The sequence below is a fragment of the Staphylococcus equorum genome, assembly GCF_001747895.1.
In the GTDB taxonomy this organism is placed as follows: Bacteria; Bacillota; Bacilli; order Staphylococcales; family Staphylococcaceae; genus Staphylococcus; species Staphylococcus equorum_A.
Genome location: NZ_LNNB01000009.1, coordinates 375101 through 398168 on the forward strand (window position 1 = coordinate 375101; position 23068 = coordinate 398168).

Genomic DNA, 23068 nt, shown 5'->3' on the forward strand with positions numbered 1-23068 from the left:
CACACAATGCTTTATTCACTTTTTCTATCGAGTGCATTTCTAATTGAATTAAAATAACTAACTGTGTCTGCTTTTGGATCTTTCTCTAATCGTTTAACAATTTCACTACCTATAACGACACCATCTGAAGCTTCTATGATATCTGACACATGTTCTGGTGTACGAATACCAAAACCTGCAACGACAGGCACATTAGAAATTGATTTTATATGCTTAATTCTATCTTTAAGTTCAGGATGGAACTTACCATTTTCCCCTGTTGTCGCATTCATTGTTACTGTATAAATAAATCCTTCCGCATCTTGAGCGATTTGATTACTACGTTCTTCAGACGTCGTCATAGCGATGAGTGAAATAATATTCACTTTTCTGTCAGGATGGCGTTCTTTTAATTGTTGCACTAGTTCATGTGGCAAATCAGGAATAATTAAACCGTAGACACCTGCTTTTTCACAAGCTTTAAAAAATGCATCTTCTCCGTAAAAATTAATAATATTATAATAAGTCATTAATACATATTTACTTGATATTGAATCACGATGTTCAGTTAGTTGATCTAAAATATACTGAATATTGACGCCCTCTTCTATGGCTTTGCTACCAGCGTCCATAATGACTGGTCCATCAGCCACTGGGTCTGAAAATGGTACACCTACTTCAACAATATCAGCACCTGCATCACTGACGGTCTTAAGATTTTCAATAAAAGATTTATTACCCATAATATATGGAATGAATAGTTTACGCATTAGAATCACCGTCTTCTTTCATATAATTTCTAATTGTTTCCATATCTTTATCGCCACGTCCTGAAACTGTAACAACAAGAATTTCATCTTTGCCCATCGTTGGTGCTAACGTTTCTACATAGCTTAATGCGTGTGCACTTTCAATAGCTGGAATAATACCTTCAGCTTTTGTAAATCTAACTAAAGCATCCATCGCTTGTTTATCACTTGCAGTGGCGAACTTCACTCTACCTATATCGTGATAATACGAATGTTCTGGTCCAACACCAGGATAATCTAAACCTGCAGATATAGAATGTGCTTGTTGAATTTGACCATTTTCATCTTGAATAAGATACATTTTAGTACCGTGCAATACGCCTTCTTTACCTTTGTTAATCGCTAGTGCATGTCTATCCGTATCATAACCTTCACCTGCAGCTTCCACACCATATAATTTCACATCATCTTGAACGAATGGGTAGAATGTACCAATGGCATTAGATCCACCACCAACACAAGCTACAATTGCATCTGGTAAGCGTCCTTCTTTTTCTTGAATTTGTGCTTTGATTTCTGTACCTATGATTTTTTGTAAATCCCTTACAATAGTTGGAAATGGATCTGGTCCTAAAGCTGAACCTAATAAATAATGCGTATCATCTACATGACTTACCCAGTATTGTAATGCTTTATTAACCGCGTCTGATAACGTTCCTTGGCCTTCAGTTACAGATTCAACTTTCGCACCTAACAATTCCATTCTAAATACGTTTAAAGATTGTCTTTTAATGTCTTCTTCACCCATAAATACTACGAGTTCCATATCAAATAATGCAGCAACCGTCGCACTCGCAACACCATGTTGACCCGCGCCTGTTTCAGCAACAAGTTTATTTTTACCCATTCTTTTCGCTAATAGTGCTTGTCCTAATGCGTTGTTTATTTTGTGGGCGCCTGTGTGATTTAAATCTTCACGCTTCAAATAAATTTTTGCGCCACCAAGTGCTTCTGTATATGAGTCAGCATATGTCAATGGCGTTTCTCGACCTACGTAGTCTTTAAGGTAACCATCTAATTCTTCTTGAAATTTCGGGTCCGCTTTTGCTTCTTGGTAAGCTTTTTTCAATTCTTGAATTGCTGGCATTAACGTTTCTGGTACATATTGACCACCATAAGCACCGAAGAAACCAAATTCATCTGCTTCTGTTTGTATGTTTTTATTCATAATTCATTTGCTCCTTTTACGAGTTTAATAATTGCTGTCATTTTTTCCATATCTTTTTCATTATTTGTTTCTATGCCACTAGCGATATCATAGCCTTGATGTGCTAAACCTAAAGATGCTATAGCTTGTATATTGTCGTAGTTCATACCGCCTGCAATTAAATAGTTAACATCGTTGATTGTTTTTAACATTTCCCAATCATATACTTTACCTGTACCACCATAAGACTTCGATGGTGTATCAATAATAAACATATCAATAGCATCTTTATAGTAATCAATAGCTGTCGCTAATGTTTGTTGGTCTGTTGCGGGTAAGGCTTTGATAACTTTAATGTTCGTATTACTTTTCTTGATAAAATGTACAGTTTCTAAAGGTTCATTACCATGGAGTTGAATTGTTGAAATCTGCGTCTGCACTATCAAATTGGTAATCGTGTCATAATCTGGATCGACAACGATGACTACTTTTTCTTTATCATCAGGTATAACTTTAGTCAATTGTTTGATGGTTGGAATATCTACATATCTTTTACTCTTTGGAAAATGAATAAACCCCATCGCATCAATATTTAAGTCTTTTGCTTTGTTTACATCGGCTAATGTGCGAAAGCCACAAAACTTTAACTTCATCGTTGCACCTTGTCTAATTTTAGACCTGGTAAGAATTGACTTAAGTCATCACATTTCATTAATGATTCACCAATTAATAAACCATCTATACCCGAATCAACGATATTTTGAACATCTTGCTCATCTTTGATACCACTTTCTGAAATATAGTAATAACCCGGTTTTTTATCTTCTAAAATCTCATTTGTATGCAAGACATTTGTAATGAAACGCTTCAAGTCTCTATTATTCACACCAATAATTTTTGGGTCTAGTTTATAGGCACGTGCTAATTCTTCTTTATCATGAACTTCTACGAGCACTTCTAAATTTTGCGATGTAGCGTATTTATATAATTCTCTTAATTCTGGATCGGTCAAAACGTTAACGATAAGTAATATTATCGAAGCGCCTGCTTTTTTAGCAACATCAATTTGAATCGGATCTACTACAAAATCTTTACACAATACTGGTAATGATGTTTCTGTTGTTAATGCTTGTAAACGTTCGTAGCTACCACCAAAATAGTGCTCATCCGTTAATATAGAAACTGCATTCGCACCATGAGCTTCGTAATCTTTCACTTGTTGCGCTAAGTCTCTTGCTGGTAATCCATCAAGCGTTGGACTTTTAGATTTAATTTCAGCAATCACTCCAAGTTGATTTGAATCATCTAAATGTGATTGGAATGTTTTTTTATGTGAAATATCCACTGCTTCTAGTGTTGATAATTTATCTTCATAATAGCCCTGCTCTAGTAAACCTCTTTTATATGTTACAATCTCATCCAATATAGTCATACGTTTTGCCTCCCATTTTATTATATTGCGCTAAAGCTTTGCCACTTTCTATTAATGCTTGTGCTGCTTTCACACCAGCTTCTATTGTTTCAGCTTTTTCTGCTACATAGAGTGCGATGCCTGCGTTCAAGATAACAACATCTCTCTTAGCACTACGATCTGTTCCATTTAATATATGTTTCGTGATTTCTAAGTTCTCTTGTGGTGTACCTCCAACAAGTGCTTCGTTTGGCGCATAATCTAAGCCTACATCTGTTGCATTCAGCGTATAGTGTTTAATTTCTTCATTTGCTGTTACTTCATAAATAATATTGTCGCCAGATAATGTAGCTTCATCCATACCATTTGCACCGTATACAACGATTGCTTTTTTACGTCCTAAATCTGCTAAGGTTTGTGCAATTTTTTCTAATTTTGATGTTTCGTAAACACCCATGACTTGATAATCTAATTTAAAAGGGTTAATGATTGGACCAGTAATATTAAATATTGTTGGATTGCTGATACCTTTTCTGATAGGTTGAATATTTTTCATTAGCGGATATGTTTCAGTAGCATTTAAAAAGACCAATCCATTATCGTCTAATTGTTTTGGTGTATCTTCAACAGTGCTTGATTTGATAGCCATTGCATTTAACAAATCCGTGCTTCCAGATGATGAAGTGACACTCTTATTACCATGCTTAATTACGGGTACACTTGCACTAGCGATAACAAAAGATACGGTTGTAGAGATATTAAAACTATTTGATTTATCTCCACCCGTGCCACAAACACACATCGCATTAGGATAATACGGTTGTTCACGATACATAGAATGAATTAAACTATTTGATATATAAGTTAGCTCCTCTTGCGTAGTTTCTTTTTCAGAAAACGTTTCGAGTAACTCAATTTTTACGCTGTCTTCTAAATTTTTAGAAATAAGTAATTCTATAAATTCATTCATTTGTGTTTGGTTGAGTGGTTTATATTGTTTTAACTGTGTTTGTAGCTCCATCCTCTGTTACCTCCTTCATTATGTTTAAAAAGTTATTAATGATTTGTTTACCATGTGCCGTAGCAAATGACTCGGGATGATATTGAATCCCATAATGCAACAATTGTGTGTGTTCAAATGACTGTATGCAATCTTCTGTTTGTGCCGTTATTGTTAAAGTTTCAGGTAATGTTTGAGGATTACTCATCAATGAATGATATCGCATAATTTCTGAATATTCTGGAATATCAGTGTATAACAAAGTTTCTTTTGTGATAAGCATTTGGTCTTTTTTACCATGTTTTATATAATCACATTGGATGACATCGCCGCCATGATAACAAGTCAATGCTTGCGACCCTAAGCAAACCCCTAAAATCGGTTTATTTTTATAATGATCAATGATTTGCATCAAATCATCTGTATCTAATGGATGACCTGGACCAGGTGAAATAATAACACCGTCAATATCCAGATTATATATAGATGGGTCATCCGGATATTTAACTATCACTGCTTCTTTCTGTGCAATCATATCTACTAAGTTATAAGTAAATGAATCATAATTATCAACTATAAGTATCATGGTGACACCTCCAATAAGCTTTTAGCTTTTAATTTTGTCTCTTCCAGTTCTTTTTCTGGAATTGAATCATAAACCACACCACAACCTGCTTCTACGTTAATGTGCGTGTCATCAATCATCATTGTACGAATCGCTAATGCGAAATCTAAGTCGTGGTTACAATTGATATAACCAATACCGCCACTGTATACGCCACGTTTTTGTGGTTGCACTTCATAGATACGTTGAATCGCTCTTAGCTTAGGTGCGCCTGATACAGTACCTGTAGGTAATAAACTCGCAATCACTGTCATAGGTGAATAATTGTCTTTAAGCTTTCCAGTAACTTCACTGACAATATGCATCACATGTTCATAACGTTCAATTGTCATTAATTTACCGATTATCGAAGTCCCTGTTTCACTTACACGATGGATATCATTTCTACCCAAATCAACAAGCATACTGTGTTCGCTTAATTCTTTTTCATCGTTTTTTAAACTGGCTTCGTTTACTTGGTCTTCTTCTTCAGTAGCGCCTCTTTTTATCGTTCCAGCAATTGGATTAGTCACTACGGTTTGCCCTTTTACTTTTACAAAACTTTCCGGTGAACTACCAACGACAATCGGCTGATCCATATTCAAGTAATACATATATGGACTTGGATTTTGACGTTTTAAATTTTGGTAAAGTTGATAAGACATAGCTTGTAATTGTTGACCAAAGTGATGTTCGTAACTATAAACGATAGATGGTACAACTTGGAACATATCACCTTGTTGAATGAGTGACTTCATTTTACTAATTGTATTAATAAATTGTTCTGGTGCAATATTTGACTTAATCTCTTTTTCTGTAGCTGTATGTTCAAGCTCAGATGGATAAATCGTAATTTGTTTTAATTCTTCTACGCGTTTAGCCACGCGCGCTTTTAATTGTTCATCATTTTCTTTTGAAAACAAGTTCGTTGCAATAACGTATAAATGCTCTTTGTAATGATCAAATATATATGCATCTTCAACCATATGAAACTTAGCATCATGTTGCGGATGATCTTCAAGATTGATTTGTTTTAGTACTGGGAATTCATGTCTTACTAAATCAAAACTACATGATCCTACAAAACCAGAAATAAAAGGTAATAACGCTAATGCTTCGTCTTCAATTTCTGCTTTATATTGATCAATTAAATCTTTCATTTTTTTATAAGGTTGCTCATGTTCTACTCTGTTTTCTTCTGGTGTACATACAGTCATTGTTTCATTATCCAACGTGATTGAACCGTAAGTATCGAAAATCACTATAGAATAACGCCCTTTTAGTTTCGATTGTTCTGAACTCTCTAATACGATTTTATTTTCTTTCAATCTTGCTAACGCTTCTGGTGTTACCTCTGCATTTAATCTTTGATATTGCACTTTCATTTTATTTTCCTCCTCATAAAAAAATCAGCATCCTTAAACATTGTTAAGGACGCTGACGCGCGGTACCACCTAAATTAGTAGATATACTTGCTTTAATCTACTCTCTCATTGATTTATTCATTTGTTATCCAACAAAACCCAATTTCAGTATATGTAGGTGTTAGTTTCCATCAACCACTAACTTTCTGCTTGCTACCTTTACATCACTTACTTCATTTTGCTTTCTTATTTTTTGGTATATAAAAAACACCACACTAACGCATATCTGTAAGGACGCGTTACCGTGGTGCCACCTTAGTTAACAAATTATTTGTTCACTTTAAATATTATAATTTTTAATTACATCTAAAAGCCCAATTCACATTATATGCAGTGCTAATTTCCATCAACCATTAGCTTTCTTCTTACTACATGTCATATATGCTACGTCATCTTTCAAATGGCAACCTAAGTTGCGAAAAGTAATTACCTAGTATGCTACAAGGATATTTTCAATTTGTCAACATTTGAATTTATCTTAATTACTATTTTACTTTAAACGATGATTATTGTTGAAATTATTTTGGTTATACTTGTTAAAGTTGGTTTTGAATACATAGCCACCAATGACTAGCATTAAAACAGGCACAATAATAATGACACATATCGTCAGACTACCAAAAAAGTTAGTGAAAAATGCTATAGCAAAAATGATGAATAATATTAAAAACAAAAGGTTTAAGCCTAGTGATTTTTTCATTAGATATCCCCCTTACTTAGAAAATAAAGTTAATATTCACGCTTATTTTTATCATAACTTATCGTCTTTGTACATGTAATCTGCTGAATTTCCATTACTATTTTGTGATATTTTATATGAAAATCAATGGTTTATTATCTATGAATCCAATGCTTAATCAACACAAATAGAATATAATATAATATTAGTGTCGTCTATCTCTAAGGCGTCAATATGACGTAAAGAGCAGGTGCATATTAATGATCGAAGCTCTTGTTCATACCACTGTCACAGTAATTAGTGGTTGCATCGTTACCTCATTTGCGTATTGGTTACGTAATCGCAATGACAAGTAAGAGGCGACATTAACAACCACACCAAAAACCCCCTCGCTATTAGTGGTAGCGAGGGGGTTGGTGCATTCAATGCACGAAACACTTGTTAAATATATTATAACATCGTATATAGTAAAATTGTAAAATTAAATTGAAGCTGCTAAACAAGAGAAAATATTTATTTTAGTAGTTATGCACATATCATCTAATTTTCAATGCATTATAATATATTGACATAAATTTTACTTTTTAAATATAATATAATTATAGTGTTCGATGCATCACTTTATAATTTCGAAGTATTAGATACATATACAAAAACTAGAAAGTAATAGTTACGAAGTCACTAACGAAGCACCTAAATCTTTGTACTTAGAATAAGTATAGAAGACAGAGAAGTCATAAATTATTAAATGTACTAAGAAAGAATATCAAAGACGCTTTGAAGAAGACTAGCTTTCTAATATTAAATCTAAATTCTCTTTTAATCTTAATAATGATGATATTTACAGGTAGACGTACGATAGTGTTATAGTTTTACACCATAATTAGGTTTCATTGTTCAATAAAACATTGATATTTGATTAATATTTAGTACATCCTAGTGGTATAAGAAAAGCTTATGTAATAAAAAAGTCGTCAATATAATGAAAAATAACGATTAATAATGCTGAATTATTATAAAAAATGTTTAGTAATAAAAAGAAAAATGCTACATACATAAAGGAGTTGTATAATTTCTAATGAGCTCATTTTATATAATCTCACTTTTACGGGGAATTATTATAGGATTTTATGCTCCTATTTGGATACTATTCCTATTTAACTGTGGTTATAATTTGTTTTTTATTGGGATTATAGGAACAATTTTTGAAATCATGAAATTTCTTTTTGAAATACCTTCAGGTGCAATTGCAGATAAATTTGGTGTGAGATTCAATTTAATTATTTCATGCACTTGTCTTTCATTAACTTGGTTATTTTTTCCGTTTTCGTCAAATATATTAATTCTAATAATTATACTATTGACTTGGACTCTATCTGAAACTATGTTTTCTGGAACTTTCGAATCATGGCTCAGCTATTCTGTGGGAGAAATTAACTTTTCTAAATATATGTTTAATAGCACAAAAATTTTTATTTTGTCTATAATAGTGATATCTCCATTATCAGGCTTTTTCTATAAAATTAATAATTACTTACCTTTTATCTTAGCTGGAACTATCTCTATAATATTGGTACTTTATTTAATTATCTGTATTAAAAATGACAAACTTCCTACTAAAAAGCATAAACAACAGCAATACCCTATACTATCAATTATAAAAGATGCAACAATCGTTATGATTAACAATAGAAGATCCTTTAATATCATTATAGCCAGTTTTTTCTTTGCCTTTGTGATAGATACAATTGATAGATATTGGCAACCGTATTTTCAATATATAGGGATAAATGAAATGTTTTTTGGTTTAATAACTACTTTTGGTGGAATAATTTTATTATTAGTTTTACAGTTATTTTCAAAATTTGATTCTCATTTTAATAAATCACCTGAAACTTACAATGCTTTAATCATATTTGTAACTATGATATTTATAGCATTACTCATATTAGGAAGAAAGTTAGTTACTATAATAAGTATTTCATTAGTTACTATCGTTGATGATCTTATGAATACCTTAATCAGCAATATCTTGAATCAAGAAATGGCAAACAAAACAACAAGTATGGCTACGATATTTTCATTGAATGGTGCCTCTGGTGCAATTGGAGAAATTTTATCAGGTATTATATTTGGTTATATAATAGTCAAAACAGGATATAATATTACTTTTATCATTTGTGTTTTAGTTCTCCTCATACCATTCACTCTATATTTGAAAAATCTAGTTGCAAACATTAAACGAAGACCTAATATAAACCCATAGTCTATTTTTAGCGTAATTGAATGCATCCTCTCTTATTTATAGCATTACAAAAACCCCCTCGCTATTAGTGGTAGCGAGGGGGTTGGTGCATAAAATGCAGATATCTTTGTTATTTATATTATAACATCGTATATAGTAGCATTACAAAATTAAATAGATAATCTAGGTTTCAATATATTTATAATTGAATCGGTGCTAAACAATAAGCATGTAACAATGCTTGTGTCGCTTTTAATGAATCAATATGCGTACGTTCTAGTGCATGTGATGATTCGATACCTGCACCGAATAAGCCATGTTTTATATCTGCGCCTGCTTTTAATGCTGCTGAAGCATCAGAACCATAATATGGATAAATATCAACTTTGTATGGGATTTTATTTGTTTTACATAAATTGACGAGTTGTTCACGTAATGCCTTATGATATGGACCTGATGCATCTTTAGCACAGATAGAAACCGTATATTCATCTGAAGCTTGACCGTCCCCTAAAGCACCCATATCGAATGCAATAAACTCAACAATATTTGATGAAATTGAAGCATTGGCACCATAGCCTATTTCTTCATTATTAGAAATGTAAAATTGAATCGTATGTGGTAATTTGAGATTTTCTTTTTTAACTGTTTTTAAAAACTCTATAATCATGGCAACACTTGCTTTGTCATCTAAATGACGTGATTTTATAAAACCCGAAGATGTGACTTGTGTTCTAGGATCAAAACTTATAAAATCTCCTACCTCGATACCTAATTGTTCTGTATCTGCTTTTGTATTCACCTTTTCATCTAGTCTTACTTCCATATGGTCTATGTTTCTAGGCTCATTATCATTATTACGATATACATGTACGCTTGTTTCATGTAGACATATTGTCCCTGTGTAAGTTTGTCCTGCAGAAGTTTCAATTTCGCAATATTCCCCTTCTATTGCGTTATAACTAAAGCCACCAATTAAATCTAATGCTAAACGGCCATCTTCCTTAATTTCTTTTACCATCGCACCTAATGTATCCACATGGGCTGTAATACATTTATGGTCTTGATCATTCTCGCCTTCTACAGTAATAATCAACGCGCCTTTATTAGTAATATGAGTCGTATAACCTAACTTTTCAACTTCATCTTTAACGTATTTAACTGCCTTTTCTGCATGCCCTGAAGGACTATTAATATTCGTTAATGCTTGAATTGTCGTAAAAATGGATTCTGTCATACTATCCCCTCCTTATATGTATATCTTTAGTTTAACTGTTATTTTCTAAAATTGGTAAGATTCCGAATAGAAATTCCTATTTGATAACAGTCATGCTAAACTCAAAAATTTTTACATAAATAGTATAAAAAGCTTTGAAATTGATTTACATTATTTAGGATTTATTATAAATTTTTTAACGAATTATATCTCATAATAAGGTGGCTGAATTATTTTGTAAAAATTAATTTTAAATATACTTATGTGGGCTTTGTTTATAAGAAGTATAGTGACTTTGATAAAATGGTTTAATGGTAACAGTGATGAAAATATTATAATTATATTTGCTTACTTTGCTATCCTAACTTGGGTAATCATTTATCTTGTGTATAGCTTGGTTAAAGATCATCTTTATAAGAATATTAAAAAATGAGTCTTGATAATAAATAATTAAAGACTCATTACAATATTCAGTATAAAAAAGTTTATGTATTTTATACTCGTGGACTTAAAGTTTTTCAATTTTAAAAATTAATATAAACTATTAACCTATCATGGTAGCCATCAATACCTGTATCTAATATTGCTACTTTCATCATATATTCTGCTTTAAGTAACTTTCTAAAAATGCTTGCAGCTTGTTCAGTTCACTTTGATTGTTTATGTCTACTTCCAAGATTTTATCTATGATTTTCTTATCATTTTCGAACCATTCTTTATTATCATGATATAAATTATTTAAACCCGTATTTATTTGAGCTATTTTTTTGAATTTCTTTTTTACTTTTTTAACTAAAAAGTATTTTTTGGTTTCTTCTTTTATAACCATATAAAGTTCCATTATAATTTCCATGAATATCATACCTCCGTTATTTAAAACGATTTTGACTATCAATAAAAAGTTTATATAACTTATGGGAATTATATAATTCATGATGGCTTCCTAAACCAGTTATAGAGCCATTTTCCATGAATACGATTCTATCTACATTTTTTATTGTCGACATTCTGTGAGCTATAATTAAACAAGTTTTATTTCTCATAAATTTAGTAATATTAGCTACCAAAATATTTTCAGTTTGACTATCCAAATTGGATGAAAATTCATCTAACAAGAAAATATTACTGTCTTTCATCATAGCTCTTGATAACGCAATTCTTTGTCTTTGTCCTCCAGATAAAAATATTCCATTTTCACCTGTTGCAGTCAAAAAGTTTTTGGGAGAGTTGTTAACTGTTTGTATTAAATCTGATTTATTACAAATAGTCTGAATTGCATCAAAACACACTATACTTTTTTTACCATAAATAATGTTATCTAATATGGTCCCGCTCATTATATTGTTTTCTTGAGGTACATAACTTATGGTGTTTCTCCAATCAATTATATTAATATCTTTTATATTTTTATCACCATAAATGATTTCACCTGCGTAATCTTTATAAATACCTAAAATCAAATCAAAAAGTGTTGATTTACCTGAACCTGATGGTCCAACGATAGCAATTGTCTCTCCTGGTTTTATTGTTAAATTAATATTTTTTAGTATAGGAGTTTTATCAAATTTAAAAGTCATATTTCTGATTTTCAATTCTTGTAAATCTAATTGAACCTCATGAAACAATATTTTTTCGGTTTCTAAATTATCAACAGATAACAGCTCATTAATTTTTTCATTGGCACCTCTTACTTTTTGCACTTCATTGTATAAAGTTGTAAATGAAATAATAGCTGGGATTATCTGTAATACATAATACAATATTGCGATAAATGTACCTGTACTAAGTGTGCCATTACTGATTCTAAATGTTGCATATCCTACAATGAATAATATCGTTCCTATTGTAACCAATGACATGATTGGTGCTATGACAGCCTTTACCTTTGCATCTTTCAACTCTACTTCAAGTATTTTCTCCATTATTTTATTAATCCTTTTATACTCATAGAATTCAAATGTATAAGCTTTCACCAACTTTATATTCGTCAAAACGTTATTTAATTTAGACGTAAAGATTGATAATTGATCTTGAAGTTTTAAAGAGAGTTTATATGTAATATTTCCGATTGGGAATATTATTAAGCAAACTATTGGGATAATTGCAACAGTTATAAACATGATTTTATAGTCTAAAATAAATAACATAATGAGTGCACCTAAAAAGGTTAAAGAATAATTTAGTGCATTGGGTATGGTATTAGTCAAAAAATAATTTAGTTCTTCAATATCATTTTTAATTCTACTAATTATTTCTCCACTTTCATATTTATAAATAGTCGCTAAATCTAATTTTAAAACATTTTCCCAAATACGACTTCTAATTTTTAACATAGATTTACTACCAATATATTTAAATAAATATAAGGAAATTGATCCTAAGATTGCGCTACTTATAAATAAAACTATAATTAAAATTATATCTAAAGACTCCAATCCCGTCCTTTGAAATTGGTCTATTATTGTTTTTAAATATATAGGCATTATTAAACCTAACAGTGTTGATATTATCGATATTATTAAACTTAATGCAAATAACTTTTTTGAAATTGAGGCTAATCTTATTAAATTAGTTATTTTCATTTTTATCACATGATTAGATCAGACAACTTAACATGATCTTTAAACATGAAACACAAAGCTATTACAAAACAAACACCTTGCTCCCTTATCAAAAAGTTGTTCTTGTCTAAATAATTTCCCCCTTTCTTTATTTTTCGAAATCTGACTATAACCATCCTTAATATTTTGTGATTTTCCCATAACAGTTTGTCTCCACTATCTTCTTATTCCAATTATACAATATCATTTTTTGAAAAAAGTGTTTTTTGAAGAATGTTATAAATTAATAGTGTTAATTCATAAAAGACACCTTTGCTTTTAATATGAAACTTTATTGCGATCAAGAGATAGTAAAAAAATCATACTTTGTACATTTAAAACACAAATAACTTATATTTTTATTACAGTTTAATAACCTCTACTGAAGTCTACTTGATTTGATAATGTTTTATCTCTCTCTAAATACTCTAATGTATTACAGAAGCATGAAATAGCATCATCTAAATCTGTTAATGCTGAAATATGTGGTGTTATCGTAACATCTTCCCTGTGCCATAACTCTGATGATTTTGGTAATGGTTCTGACTCAAAGACATCTAATACTGCATGTCTCACTTTTCCAGTATCTAGTGCCTTTATAAGATGATTTGTATCAACAGCCTGTCCTCTACCAACATTTATAAAATAAGCTTTATTTAAATAACTAAAGACTTGTTCATTAAATAGTTTTTCAGTTTGTTGTGTTAACGGTAAGGTGCTAATAATATAATCCGCTTGTTCAATCAATGGTTTGGATGTTTCTAACGTATTTACTTGTTTAAAGTACCTTTTGTTTTCGCCACTACTTGAAATACCGTATACAGTTGTGCCAAATGACGATAAAACTTTTGCTATTACTTTTCCAGTTTCACCAGTGCCGAATATCGTTATCGTTTGATCTTTCAAGGCAGCGGGTGTTTCGCATGACCAGAGCTTATCTTTTTGTTGTGATTGAAATAATATATGATGTTGCAAGTCTTTTAATATATAACTCAAACAATATTCACTCATTTTTTCTCCAAAGTCACTCACAGTTCGAGTTAATACCGTATTTGATTTCTTCCAACCATCTATTGCTAAAAAATTATTTACGCCTGCATTAAATGCATGGACCCAATTTACCTTAGAAGGATGAAATGCTTTACTAGGAGCAAAACCTACATAAGCATCCGCCCATTCCATATCACCTTCTGAAATCATATCAATCGATTGAAAACGCAAATGATACTTTTCTAAATGCAACAAATATTGCTGAAAAGCAGATTCATATTGACCAGCAATCAAAATATTTTGTATATTCAATTTCACCACTCCTGTATAATTTAAATGATTTTTATTTCGGTTTTATTCTTTCATATATAAATCTTTATTGAATTATCTCATACCATTTCATCATACAAAGTATATCTCAATTCATAAAATTATAACTTGCTTAGTAAGTTAAATCTTCATTTTCAGAGTTTAGGCATATTGCGAAATAACATTTGCTGCTTTACAATGTTACTATTCTGAAAATTTTGATAGAGGTGATTCGCACAATGAAACAAATACTTTTCGTTGGCTTAGGTCTTATTGGCGGAAGTCTAGCGAGTAATTTAAGATATTATCATGATGATATAGAAATCACAGCTTATGATGCAGATACCTCTCAATTAGATAAAGCTTTATCTATAGGTATTATTGATTTTCAATCGACAGATTATAAATCGAGCGTTGAAAGTGCAGATATCATCATTTACGCAACACCGGTACAACAAACAATAAAATACTTACAAGAATTACCAAACTATCATATGAAAAAGAATGTGATTATTACAGATACTGGCAGTACAAAGTCAACCATCCAACAATATGAACAACTTCTTTTATCTCACGATATCCATCTGGTTGGTGGTCACCCTATGGTTGGTAGTCATAAGTCAGGTGTATTAAATGCTAAAAAACATTTATTTGAAAATGCATTTTATATACTCGTTCATGATGAATCGGCTAATGACGCGGCTTTTGAAGAAATTCAAAGTTTGCTCAAAACTACAGATGCGAAGTTTATTTCTATAACTCCAAAAGAGCATGATTTCGTGACAGGTGTTGTAAGTCATGTTCCCCACATCATTGCTTCGAGCTTGGTACATTTAAATGCCAAACATGCTGATGAATCTACACTTATAAAAACACTTGCAGCTGGTGGCTTTAGAGATATCACAAGAATTGCGAGTGGTAGCCCTGTTATGTGGCGAGACATTACGATTGAAAATAAAAACACAATCTTAACTATTTTAAATGACTGGAAAACTCAAATGGAAGACGTTATTGCTCTCATTGAGCGTGATAGCTCTGATGACTTATATGATTTTTATAACGATGCTAAAATATATCGTGATGAACTACCCGTTAAATCACAAGGCGCGCTATCTATTGAGTATGATCTATATGTGGATATTCCTGATAAACCGGGTATGATAAGCAAAGTTACAAATATCTTGAGTTTACATAATATTTCTATAAGCAACCTAAGAATTTTAGAAGTACGCGAAGATATTTATGGTGCATTACGTATTAGTTTTAAAAACCCAGAAGATCGCAAGAAAGGTGCTGAAGCACTAAGCGATTTCGATACTTATATAGCCTAGTAAAAACGGTATGTGACCTTCGTTAATGCTGTACTTGAAGTATTAACGAAGAAATAATTATATTTAAACCGAAATTTTATTTTGAAATGCTTAAGAGACTCCTGTTCGAACAGGAGTCTCTTTTAAATATGTGTGCTGATAAGCATGAATTGTGTTAATAATTTTGATCTGAAAATCTAAACTTATCTGCGCTTTCAACAATAGATAGTTCTAATTTTTCTCTGTTAATTTATATATTTTAAACACTCAGTAATTCGCTTATTGTTATTTTCCAACGTTTGAGAACCTCTTCAAATTCATGTATTTCAACAGTTATACCTGAAGTAATATCTGCATATTTTGCTCTATCTTCTTTTACATTTTTGGTAAATGCATCAAAACGTATTCTTGAGAATTTTTCATTAGATATAGATGGCAATAATTTTGTATCAAGTTCAAAATAAAAAACCTTATTATTGTAGACAATTACAAGACTCGCCTTACCAATTTCAGATAAACTATTTGCAGTTTGTGTGTTTGCCCACAAAGCAATCCTAATATGCTCACTGTCTGTGGCAACAACTTCACCAACACTTACCATTGCTGTATGAGGATATCCCTCATTAGTAATAGATTGTAACATCATAGCAATATCCTTTTTTTCATCTAAATATTTGCCATCTAACAAACTTTTAATTTGTTCAGGTATTTTCATTACGCACACTCCTTTCTGACTTATTTATTGGTTAAATCAGGAATTGGTGGAATTTGAGCTAAGTTATCAAATTCAGTTGGTTTTAATTTAAAACGAGAATCATATTTCTCAGGATTTGTAATATTTTCACCTTCAGTGTTTCTCCATGAAAAAGTGCATGTGTTACAAATATATACTTCCCAAGCGTCATCTTTAGGCGCTTTAGTCAATAATTCTACTTCTTTTGAATCACATCTAGGACAAATCATATTAATCTTCCTTTCTCTTTACTAGGTTACCTAATTTTTCCATCCATTCATCTGCTTTTTCTGGTGTGCCAAGCAACTCAGTATCACGACCAACATCAGCGCCTACTGGTGTTGTAGCATCTATAACAAGTTTTGTATGCATACCTGCAGGCTCTGAAGAAGGATCTAACGGCATACCTGGCGCATATGGTACCTTAAACACATCTTTATCTGGTCTAACTCTTGTTGTTAAAGCCCACATAACTTGTTCAAGATTAAACGGATCTACAAATTCGTCTACTATAATTGCTATTTTAGTATATGGCATACCATGTGGTGTAGAGAGTAAACGCATCGCTACAGCTTTGCCATAACCACCAAGTCTTGATTTAGTAGAAACAATCGTACCAATACCATGTGTATACATTGCATTAACTGCTTCTACCTCAGGGAAGTCTCTTTTTAATTGTTTATATAATGGTAAACTTGTGTTCAATGCCATCAGATAATCAATTTCTGTCCAAGGCATACCTAAGTATAGATTTTCAAATATTGGATTATTTCTATGTGTTATTTTGGTGATTTTTACTGTAGGTTGTTTTCTTGAACCTGAATAACTACCAGGGAATTCGCCAAATGGCCCTTCAATTTCACGTTTACGTGGCTCAATATAGCCTTCCAATACAATTTCACTTCGTGCAGGAATATCTAAATCTCCATATTCACTTTTGGTTAACTCTATTGGTTCACCTTTTAAAGCACCAGCAAAGTCATATTCAGACTGTACATACTCTATTGGCGTACTAGCCATAAAACTCAACACAGGGTCATTACCTAGGCAGATTGCGATAGGTAGCGGTTCATTTTTTTCTTCTGCATGTTGTAAATGTACAGCAATATCATGGAAAGGTAATGGTTGAATACCTACTTTGTCTTTTCCTTTTACTTGGACACGATATGTTCCAGCATTTTGTTCTTCATAACTGTCTGGTTTATTCGGATCTTTACTGACGATTAATGCTTTTGACAAATAATATCCAGCATCAAATTCATTTATTCTAAATAATGGCAATACATCAAATAAGTTAATTCCGTCTTCTTCAGAAATTATATTCTCTTTTACTGGTGCGTTTTTTGCGTCTATCCATTTAGGTTTAATTGGATATTGATCCCACTTTTCTTTTAATGCAAAGAATTGGTCTTTAGTAGGAGTGTTTTTAGGTAAACCAAGCATTAATGCATGGTTTTGCCAACTTCCGTGTACATTTAGTACTACAGGTGTGTGATATCCTTTAATATTTTCTACTAAAACTGCCGGACCGTTTTCCATATCAGGAGCTGTACGGCCAATTGCGCTTAAATCAGGTTCAGGCATAACTTCATCTTTCACTCTTATTAATTGTTTCTCTGACTCTAACAAGTCTAGAAAACCTCTTAAATCTTTGTAAGACATTCGTTTCGCTTCCTTTCTTAACAATTAACATTTTTTTGTTCTTGCTTCGTAAATCCTGTCCAGACTTTTTCTTGTGGTAATTTATCTATTCCAAATTGTGAAATAAGACGATAAACAATATGGTTCACCATATCGTTTAAATCTTTTGGATGATTATAAAAAGCAGGCATAGGAGGGAAAATCGTTACTCCCATTTGTGACAATTTAAGCATATTTTCTAAATGTATATTATTTAGAGGCGTTTCTCGGGTCATTAGTACGAGTCTTTTTCTTTCTTTTAACATAACATCTGCAGCCCGAGTGATAAGATTATCCGCCAAACCCATACTTATAGAAGCTAATGATTTCATACTACATGGGGCTACAATCATGCCATCCACATTGAATGAACCACTTGAAATAGCTGCACCTAAATTTTTAGGTGAATAATAATAATCTGCAAGTTCACGAACTTCGCTTACACTATAATCAGTTTCTTCTTTAATAGTAGTTATTGCCCACTGTGACATTACTAAGTGTGTTTCAACATTTTTTGTATCACGTAAAATTTCTAAAAGACGAATACCAAAAATAGCTCCCGTCGCCCCAGAAATACCGATAATTAATTTCATTACTTATCCCTCCTCTCAACTACTAGTATAAAGCTGTTTGATGTAATACAATAAATATATATTAAATATTATTTTAATACTTATAAGGTATATAAGGAGAGGAATATATGGAGTTACGACATTTACGTTATTTTTTAGCGATTGCTGACGCTGGTAGTATCACAAAGGCCGCTGAGTCATTACATATTGCTCAACCACCATTAAGCAGACAACTTAAGGATTTAGAAAATGAGTTAGGATTTAATTTATTCGAAAGAAACAAAAAGAAGAAAGTGAAACTTACTGCACAAGGAGAATTTTTTCAAGAAAAAGCAAAACATATTTTAAATACTGTTAATGATGCAGTGAATGAAACACAAGAATTCAATGAACAAGTGAATCTTAAACTTGCTATAGGTACAACAATTTATGGTTCACAAACAATGTTTAAACAAATTGAATTATTTAAAAAGAAAAATGATAATATGCGTTTTAACATATGGGAATCTGATAGCATTAGCTTAATTCAATTATTAAAAGAAAGAAAAATAGATGTTGCATATATAAATGAATCATTGTCTGATAATGACATTGTCACAAAAACTATTATTAATGATTATTGCGTTTGTATCCTCCCTAACAATACCTTTGAACATATCGCAGTTACAGAAATTTCTATAAAAGAATTATCACAGCTACCATTAATTTTATTAACTTCAAATACCTTTTCAGGACTATATAGACAAATTATAAACACTTTTAATGAGCAACAGTTAAACGTTAATATTTTATGCGAATGTCATGATTCCTCAATGTTAATTCAATTATTATCTAGAGGGTTTGGTGGAACTATTCTTCCAGCGTCTTCAATAACTGAAGAAATCTATAAAGAATATACTATTTTACCAATAATAGATAATCCGTGGATTTTTCAAACAAAACTTGCTTGGCGTAAAGAAGGATATACCCCAAAAATCGCTAATGATTTTATTGAAAAGGCTTTAATTATTTAAAATACTAATATACTTACTTTATTAGTAGGAGCTGGGGCACTAAATCTTAGACAACTAAAAAAATGTTGATTTCTACGATTAATGAAGTAGAAATCATCATTTTTTTAGTTTTTATCTATGTTAGTAACTCGATGAACTACTATTCCCTTATATTTATCGCAATTAATGCCAGCCTTCGTTTTTGTTTAACTTTAGGGTATCCCCTGTACTGATTTTGTAACGTCCTGACGCCCGACAAAATAGTATGAGTGAGTAATTACATGCTCGAGCTACGCCTTCTAGGAAATCATGCACGTTCAAAACTTTACATCTTATGACCTGCCATGAGTCCTAAGCGGCCGTGTTTTGTACCCGCATCAGTATAAGATACAGCTTTAGATACGATGCCTCGACCAAATTTTTGATGTAAGGCATCAATGGTTTTTGCTAATTTTTCATTTCTTTTTCTTTCATATTCATCTATAAACAGGTTTAACTGTCTGTCTTTTTCATCTATAAATTTCGTTAATGAAACACTTACAGTTCTAAATAACATAGTATGATCACATAATTTATCTGCGAAATGTTCAACAACTTTATAAATTTGCTCTTCCAAATTCGTCGGATCCTGTAAGGTGTATTGTTTATTAACGCTACCTTCATCACTATAACCAAATGAAAAATGAATCGTTTTTGCTAATTGGTTTCTTGCCCTAACACGACTAGCAACATCTTCAATCAACTCACGCATGACAACCTTAGCTTCTTCATAATGATAATCGCGCATCAGTATTTGACTCTTACAAATCGATGGATTCATTACTTCATATTTATCTCTTACTCTACTTTGATCTATGCCATTCGCATGTAAATGCAAATCTACACCCACTATACCTAAATCTCTCTTTAAATATTGATACGGATAATTGGCTAAATCACCTATAGTAAAAATACCTCGTTTATTCAATTTTGCTTCTGTTTTCCTACTAATTCCCCAAAATTCACTTAACGGCTGAATAGGCCAAAGTTTATTCGGCACATCTTGGTAACGCCACTCTGCAATTAAACTAGAAGAATGTTTCGCTTCTACGTCCATTGCAATTTTACTTAAAAGCATATTTGAACCAACACCAATAGAACAGTTAATTCCTGTTTCTTCTTCAATCTCACATTGCAGCTTTTCACAAAATGAATGAATCGTAGTGCTAAAACGGTGATAGCTATCCGTAACATCCATAAAAAACTCATCGATACTATATTGATGTAGATCTTCCGGCGCTACATAACGTAAAGCAATTTTTGATATTGCTACAGACACTTCCAAATATTTTCTCATACTCGGATTAATAATATATATGTCGCTTCTATGTGGTATTTCGAATAGTCTCGACCCGGTTTTAATACCTAGCGCTTTTAAAGGCCCTGTGGCAGCTAAAACAACTGATCCTTGTCTCTTCGTATCGGCAACAACGGCTAATTTCTCCTTCAATGGGTCTAATCCTTTTTGAATACAAGACACACTTGCAAAAAAGCTCTTTTGGTCTATACACAATACATCTCTTTCTTCCACCAGATTATAATCATACATATCAAATACCTCCCTCAATTAATTCTATTATATACGAACACGTGTTCTCATTCAACACTTATAAGAACAAACGTTCTATTTTGATTGTTTTTAGAATTTTGAGAATTTTCATGATATAATAAGTTCAAATTGTTATAGGAGGAAATACATATGCCAATCGTTAATGTAAAATTATTAGAAGGTCGTTCAGATGATCAACTTAAAGATTTAGTCTCTGAGGTAACACAAGCTGTAGAAAAAACTACAGGTGCTAATAAAGAAGCAATACAAGTTGTTATTGAAGAAATGAAAGCATCACACTATGGTGTTGCCGGCGTTAGAAAATCTGACCAATAATACCATACTATATTTATACGTATAGAGAACGTAAACAGACCAAACGTTAATACATAGCGTTTGGTCTGTTTTGTGGTTAACACCAACTTTTTAGTAATGTTCGTTTTCTATGCGCTTTGTTACAACCAAGGCAGTAACTTGTGCTGACTCCTGCGGGAAAAGTTCAGACCGAAGACTACAGGCTGAGGCTGTACCCACGGAAAGCATGCACAAGAAACTATCAATAAAGATTTTACTCATAAAACAAAAGGTAGACAATCATAAAAATGATTGTCTACCTTTTTTGAGATTGGCAGTGGCTAACTGTATTAAAAATGCGTTTATATCAAGCTCTTGTATTCCATTTATAGTCAGCTTTGCCGAGCCAGGTTCATGCGACGAAATCTTGTTAAAAATAGATTTCTGTCCCACTCTCTCATATTATTCGTTTAAAAACTTCTGAACTTCTTCTTTATTTTTCGCTTTATCGATTTCTAATGCACTACCATCACCGAACGTTTGAATATCTTGGTAACTTCCTTCGACAGGTAAAGTTAGAGAATCAACATTTTTATCGCCTCGAATACCAAAGTTTAAACCTGCTTGCATAATTGCAGAGTCTGGCATGTTCGTATTCAAGTAACCTCTTAAAATACCAGCGACACGTGGCAATTTAGGAAGTGTATCGATACTTGCAAGTTCTCCTTTAAGTGCTTGCATCACTTGTTGTTGTCTACGGACACGACCAAAGTCACCTTCAGCATCATGTCTAAATCTAGCATAACCTAAAAGCTCTTTACCATTTAATCGATGGTGACCTTCTTTCAGTGATACACCTATATTTTTCGACATATCTTTTTCAACATCTATAGGTACACCGTTAGGTTCTAGTTCATCAATCATTTTTTCAAAACCAGTAAAGTCTAAAATAGCGTAATACTCAGGATCTACACCTAAGTTTTTCTTCAGCGTTTTTCTCATTAATTCTGGACCGCCTATAGAATATGCAGAGTTAATTTTATGCTGTCCATTTCCAGGAATATCAGCATAGATATCACGCATGACAGACATCATTTTCAGCTTTTTATGCACAAAATCATATTGAGCAATCATAATAGAGTCTGTTCTAGAAATACCACCTTGCTCCTTATCTGCACCTAATACCATGACTGTAATCTTACCGTCATTTTTTTGAGCGCCATTAAATTTATGCTCTTTCAGTGTCTTACCATGGTCTTTAGCATAATCAATACCTGAATTATAACCATGAATCGCATAACCAACCACTATCGCCAATAGGATAATGATAATTAAAATAATGAAAGGAAGCTTTCTAATCCGCTTCTTTTTCACCCTTCGTAAAGGGGCCTGTGTTGTTTCTTCGTTCTCATCTGATGTACTTCTTTTTTTGTCCTTATTCATTAGTATCAACCTTATATCTTCAAAATTGCACTTCTATGTACTA

General features: G+C 32.0%; 24 protein-coding genes. 5 read left to right on the forward strand and 19 right to left on the reverse strand.

The window, feature by feature from the left end; genetic code table 11:
- Positions 1–11: 11 nt before the first annotated feature.
- From trpA to AST02_RS03705, 8 genes are all read right to left on the reverse strand, one after another.
- On the reverse strand, positions 12–749 hold the full coding sequence (gene trpA / locus AST02_RS03670) for a tryptophan synthase subunit alpha (protein WP_069815687.1): 738 nt from the start codon (positions 747–749) through the stop codon (positions 12–14).
- Positions 742–1956 (reverse strand): tryptophan synthase subunit beta, encoded by a 1215-nt coding sequence (gene trpB, locus AST02_RS03675; protein ID WP_069815690.1) that lies wholly within the window; start codon positions 1954–1956, stop codon positions 742–744. Before trpB ends, trpA begins: the two co-directional genes overlap by 8 nt.
- The gene (locus AST02_RS03680; protein WP_069815692.1) at positions 1953–2588 is read right to left on the reverse strand and encodes a phosphoribosylanthranilate isomerase; all 636 of its coding nucleotides are present in this window, start codon (positions 2586–2588) and stop codon (positions 1953–1955) included. Before AST02_RS03680 ends, trpB begins: the two co-directional genes overlap by 4 nt.
- Positions 2585–3367, reverse strand: a complete 783-nt coding sequence (trpC, locus tag AST02_RS03685) for an indole-3-glycerol phosphate synthase TrpC (RefSeq protein ID WP_069815694.1) — start codon at positions 3365–3367, stop codon at positions 2585–2587. The genes AST02_RS03680 and trpC overlap by 4 nt, the downstream gene beginning before the upstream one ends.
- Entirely contained in the window at positions 3351–4367 is a 1017-nt protein-coding gene (gene trpD, locus AST02_RS03690; protein ID WP_069815696.1) for an anthranilate phosphoribosyltransferase, read from the reverse strand. Before trpD ends, trpC begins: the two co-directional genes overlap by 17 nt.
- A complete protein-coding gene (locus tag AST02_RS03695) occupies positions 4336–4932 on the reverse strand; it encodes an anthranilate synthase component II (RefSeq protein ID WP_069815698.1) in 597 nt (198 codons plus the stop codon). The genes trpD and AST02_RS03695 overlap by 32 nt, the downstream gene beginning before the upstream one ends.
- Complete coding sequence (locus tag AST02_RS03700) at positions 4929–6335, reverse strand: anthranilate synthase component I (RefSeq protein ID WP_069815700.1); 1407 nt, start codon at positions 6333–6335, stop codon at positions 4929–4931. Before AST02_RS03700 ends, AST02_RS03695 begins: the two co-directional genes overlap by 4 nt.
- Positions 6336–6864: 529 nt before the next feature.
- Complete coding sequence (locus AST02_RS03705; RefSeq protein ID WP_069815702.1) at positions 6865–7074, reverse strand: hypothetical protein; 210 nt, start codon at positions 7072–7074, stop codon at positions 6865–6867.
- A 239-nt stretch (positions 7075–7313) separates the two neighbouring features.
- Between AST02_RS03705 and AST02_RS14190 the strand changes: the two genes are divergently transcribed.
- Positions 7314–7409, forward strand: a complete 96-nt coding sequence (locus tag AST02_RS14190) for a type I toxin-antitoxin system Fst family toxin (RefSeq protein WP_141714410.1) — start codon at positions 7314–7316, stop codon at positions 7407–7409.
- 722 nt (positions 7410–8131) lie between these two features.
- Complete coding sequence (locus tag AST02_RS03710) at positions 8132–9319, forward strand: MFS transporter (RefSeq protein WP_069815704.1); 1188 nt, start codon at positions 8132–8134, stop codon at positions 9317–9319.
- Between the two features lie 178 nt (positions 9320–9497).
- On the opposite strand, the gene AST02_RS03715 is transcribed toward AST02_RS03710, so the two are convergent.
- From AST02_RS03715 to AST02_RS03730, 5 genes are all read right to left on the reverse strand, one after another.
- Entirely contained in the window at positions 9498–10535 is a 1038-nt protein-coding gene (locus AST02_RS03715) for a M42 family metallopeptidase (protein WP_069815706.1), read from the reverse strand.
- A gap of 574 nt (positions 10536–11109) precedes the next feature.
- Entirely contained in the window at positions 11110–11367 is a 258-nt protein-coding gene (locus AST02_RS03720) for a hypothetical protein (RefSeq protein ID WP_069816475.1), read from the reverse strand.
- 16 nt (positions 11368–11383) lie between these two features.
- On the reverse strand, positions 11384–13096 hold the full coding sequence (locus AST02_RS14030; RefSeq protein ID WP_081333007.1) for an ABC transporter ATP-binding protein: 1713 nt from the start codon (positions 13094–13096) through the stop codon (positions 11384–11386).
- Between the two features lie 39 nt (positions 13097–13135).
- On the reverse strand, positions 13136–13276 hold the full coding sequence (locus AST02_RS14285; RefSeq protein ID WP_176721568.1) for a hypothetical protein: 141 nt from the start codon (positions 13274–13276) through the stop codon (positions 13136–13138).
- Positions 13277–13483: 207 nt separating this feature from the next.
- Positions 13484–14416: a D-2-hydroxyacid dehydrogenase gene (locus AST02_RS03730; RefSeq protein WP_069815708.1), complete on the reverse strand. Its 933-nt coding sequence runs from the start codon at positions 14414–14416 to the stop codon at positions 13484–13486.
- A gap of 236 nt (positions 14417–14652) precedes the next feature.
- Here AST02_RS03730 and AST02_RS03735 point away from each other — a divergent pair, with 236 nt between their 5' ends.
- On the forward strand, positions 14653–15744 hold the full coding sequence (locus AST02_RS03735; protein ID WP_069815710.1) for a prephenate dehydrogenase: 1092 nt from the start codon (positions 14653–14655) through the stop codon (positions 15742–15744).
- Between the two features lie 238 nt (positions 15745–15982).
- Here the strand turns inward: AST02_RS03735 and AST02_RS03740 are convergent, their stop codons facing one another.
- Genes AST02_RS03740 through AST02_RS03755 form a run of 4 tightly spaced genes read right to left on the reverse strand, consistent with a single transcriptional unit; the run spans position 15983 to position 18729 of the window.
- Entirely contained in the window at positions 15983–16438 is a 456-nt protein-coding gene (locus AST02_RS03740) for a hypothetical protein (protein WP_069815712.1), read from the reverse strand.
- 20 nt (positions 16439–16458) lie between these two features.
- On the reverse strand, positions 16459–16686 hold the full coding sequence (locus AST02_RS03745; RefSeq protein WP_069815714.1) for a non-oxidative hydroxyarylic acid decarboxylases subunit D: 228 nt from the start codon (positions 16684–16686) through the stop codon (positions 16459–16461).
- 1 nt (position 16687) lies between these two features.
- A complete protein-coding gene (locus AST02_RS03750) occupies positions 16688–18118 on the reverse strand; it encodes a non-oxidative hydroxyarylic acid decarboxylases subunit C (protein ID WP_069815716.1) in 1431 nt (476 codons plus the stop codon).
- Positions 18119–18135: 17 nt separating this feature from the next.
- Complete coding sequence (locus tag AST02_RS03755; protein ID WP_069815718.1) at positions 18136–18729, reverse strand: non-oxidative hydroxyarylic acid decarboxylases subunit B; 594 nt, start codon at positions 18727–18729, stop codon at positions 18136–18138.
- A 107-nt stretch (positions 18730–18836) separates the two neighbouring features.
- On the opposite strand from AST02_RS03755, the gene AST02_RS03760 reads away from it, so the two are divergent.
- On the forward strand, positions 18837–19721 hold the full coding sequence (locus AST02_RS03760; protein ID WP_069815720.1) for a LysR family transcriptional regulator: 885 nt from the start codon (positions 18837–18839) through the stop codon (positions 19719–19721).
- A gap of 304 nt (positions 19722–20025) precedes the next feature.
- Here AST02_RS03760 and AST02_RS03765 read toward each other — a convergent pair whose 3' ends face one another.
- Positions 20026–21288 (reverse strand): Y-family DNA polymerase, encoded by a 1263-nt coding sequence (locus AST02_RS03765; RefSeq protein ID WP_069815722.1) that lies wholly within the window; start codon positions 21286–21288, stop codon positions 20026–20028.
- Between the two features lie 150 nt (positions 21289–21438).
- On the opposite strand from AST02_RS03765, the gene AST02_RS03770 reads away from it, so the two are divergent.
- On the forward strand, positions 21439–21624 hold the full coding sequence (locus AST02_RS03770) for a 2-hydroxymuconate tautomerase (protein ID WP_002507674.1): 186 nt from the start codon (positions 21439–21441) through the stop codon (positions 21622–21624).
- 420 nt (positions 21625–22044) lie between these two features.
- Here AST02_RS03770 and AST02_RS03775 read toward each other — a convergent pair whose 3' ends face one another.
- Positions 22045–23025 (reverse strand): LCP family protein, encoded by a 981-nt coding sequence (locus AST02_RS03775; RefSeq protein WP_069815724.1) that lies wholly within the window; start codon positions 23023–23025, stop codon positions 22045–22047.
- Positions 23026–23068: the final 43 nt, after the last annotated feature.

Bases quoted from the DNA above. Each gene is read 5' to 3' on its own strand.
- AST02_RS03700 (WP_069815700.1), bottom strand. From the start codon at position 6,335: ATGAAAGTGCAATATCAAAGATTAAATGCAGAGGTAACACCAGAAGCG.
- trpC (WP_069815694.1), bottom strand. From the start codon at position 3,367: ATGACTATATTGGATGAGATTGTAACATATAAAAGAGGTTTACTAGAG.
- AST02_RS03720 (WP_069816475.1), bottom strand. From the start codon at position 11,367: ATGGAAATTATAATGGAACTTTATATGGTTATAAAAGAAGAAACCAAA.
- AST02_RS03710 (WP_069815704.1), top strand. From the start codon at position 8,132: ATGAGCTCATTTTATATAATCTCACTTTTACGGGGAATTATTATAGGA.
- AST02_RS03755 (WP_069815718.1), bottom strand. From the start codon at position 18,729: ATGAAATTAATTATCGGTATTTCTGGGGCGACGGGAGCTATTTTTGGT.
- AST02_RS03695 (WP_069815698.1), bottom strand. From the start codon at position 4,932: ATGATACTTATAGTTGATAATTATGATTCATTTACTTATAACTTAGTA.
- AST02_RS03765 (WP_069815722.1), bottom strand. From the start codon at position 21,288: ATGTATGATTATAATCTGGTGGAAGAAAGAGATGTATTGTGTATAGAC.
- AST02_RS03745 (WP_069815714.1), bottom strand. From the start codon at position 16,686: ATGATTTGTCCTAGATGTGATTCAAAAGAAGTAGAATTATTGACTAAA.
- AST02_RS14285 (WP_176721568.1), bottom strand. From the start codon at position 13,276: ATGGGAAAATCACAAAATATTAAGGATGGTTATAGTCAGATTTCGAAA.
- AST02_RS03735 (WP_069815710.1), top strand. From the start codon at position 14,653: ATGAAACAAATACTTTTCGTTGGCTTAGGTCTTATTGGCGGAAGTCTA.
- AST02_RS03705 (WP_069815702.1), bottom strand. From the start codon at position 7,074: ATGAAAAAATCACTAGGCTTAAACCTTTTGTTTTTAATATTATTCATC.
- AST02_RS03750 (WP_069815716.1), bottom strand. From the start codon at position 18,118: ATGTCTTACAAAGATTTAAGAGGTTTTCTAGACTTGTTAGAGTCAGAG.
- AST02_RS03715 (WP_069815706.1), bottom strand. From the start codon at position 10,535: ATGACAGAATCCATTTTTACGACAATTCAAGCATTAACGAATATTAAT.
- AST02_RS14190 (WP_141714410.1), top strand. From the start codon at position 7,314: ATGATCGAAGCTCTTGTTCATACCACTGTCACAGTAATTAGTGGTTGC.
- AST02_RS03775 (WP_069815724.1), bottom strand. From the start codon at position 23,025: ATGAATAAGGACAAAAAAAGAAGTACATCAGATGAGAACGAAGAAACA.
- trpB (WP_069815690.1), bottom strand. From the start codon at position 1,956: ATGAATAAAAACATACAAACAGAAGCAGATGAATTTGGTTTCTTCGGT.
- AST02_RS03740 (WP_069815712.1), bottom strand. From the start codon at position 16,438: ATGAAAATACCTGAACAAATTAAAAGTTTGTTAGATGGCAAATATTTA.
- AST02_RS03770 (WP_002507674.1), top strand. From the start codon at position 21,439: ATGCCAATCGTTAATGTAAAATTATTAGAAGGTCGTTCAGATGATCAA.
- AST02_RS03680 (WP_069815692.1), bottom strand. From the start codon at position 2,588: ATGAAGTTAAAGTTTTGTGGCTTTCGCACATTAGCCGATGTAAACAAA.
- AST02_RS03760 (WP_069815720.1), top strand. From the start codon at position 18,837: ATGGAGTTACGACATTTACGTTATTTTTTAGCGATTGCTGACGCTGGT.
- trpA (WP_069815687.1), bottom strand. From the start codon at position 749: ATGCGTAAACTATTCATTCCATATATTATGGGTAATAAATCTTTTATT.
- AST02_RS14030 (WP_081333007.1), bottom strand. From the start codon at position 13,096: ATGAAAATAACTAATTTAATAAGATTAGCCTCAATTTCAAAAAAGTTA.
- trpD (WP_069815696.1), bottom strand. From the start codon at position 4,367: ATGGAGCTACAAACACAGTTAAAACAATATAAACCACTCAACCAAACA.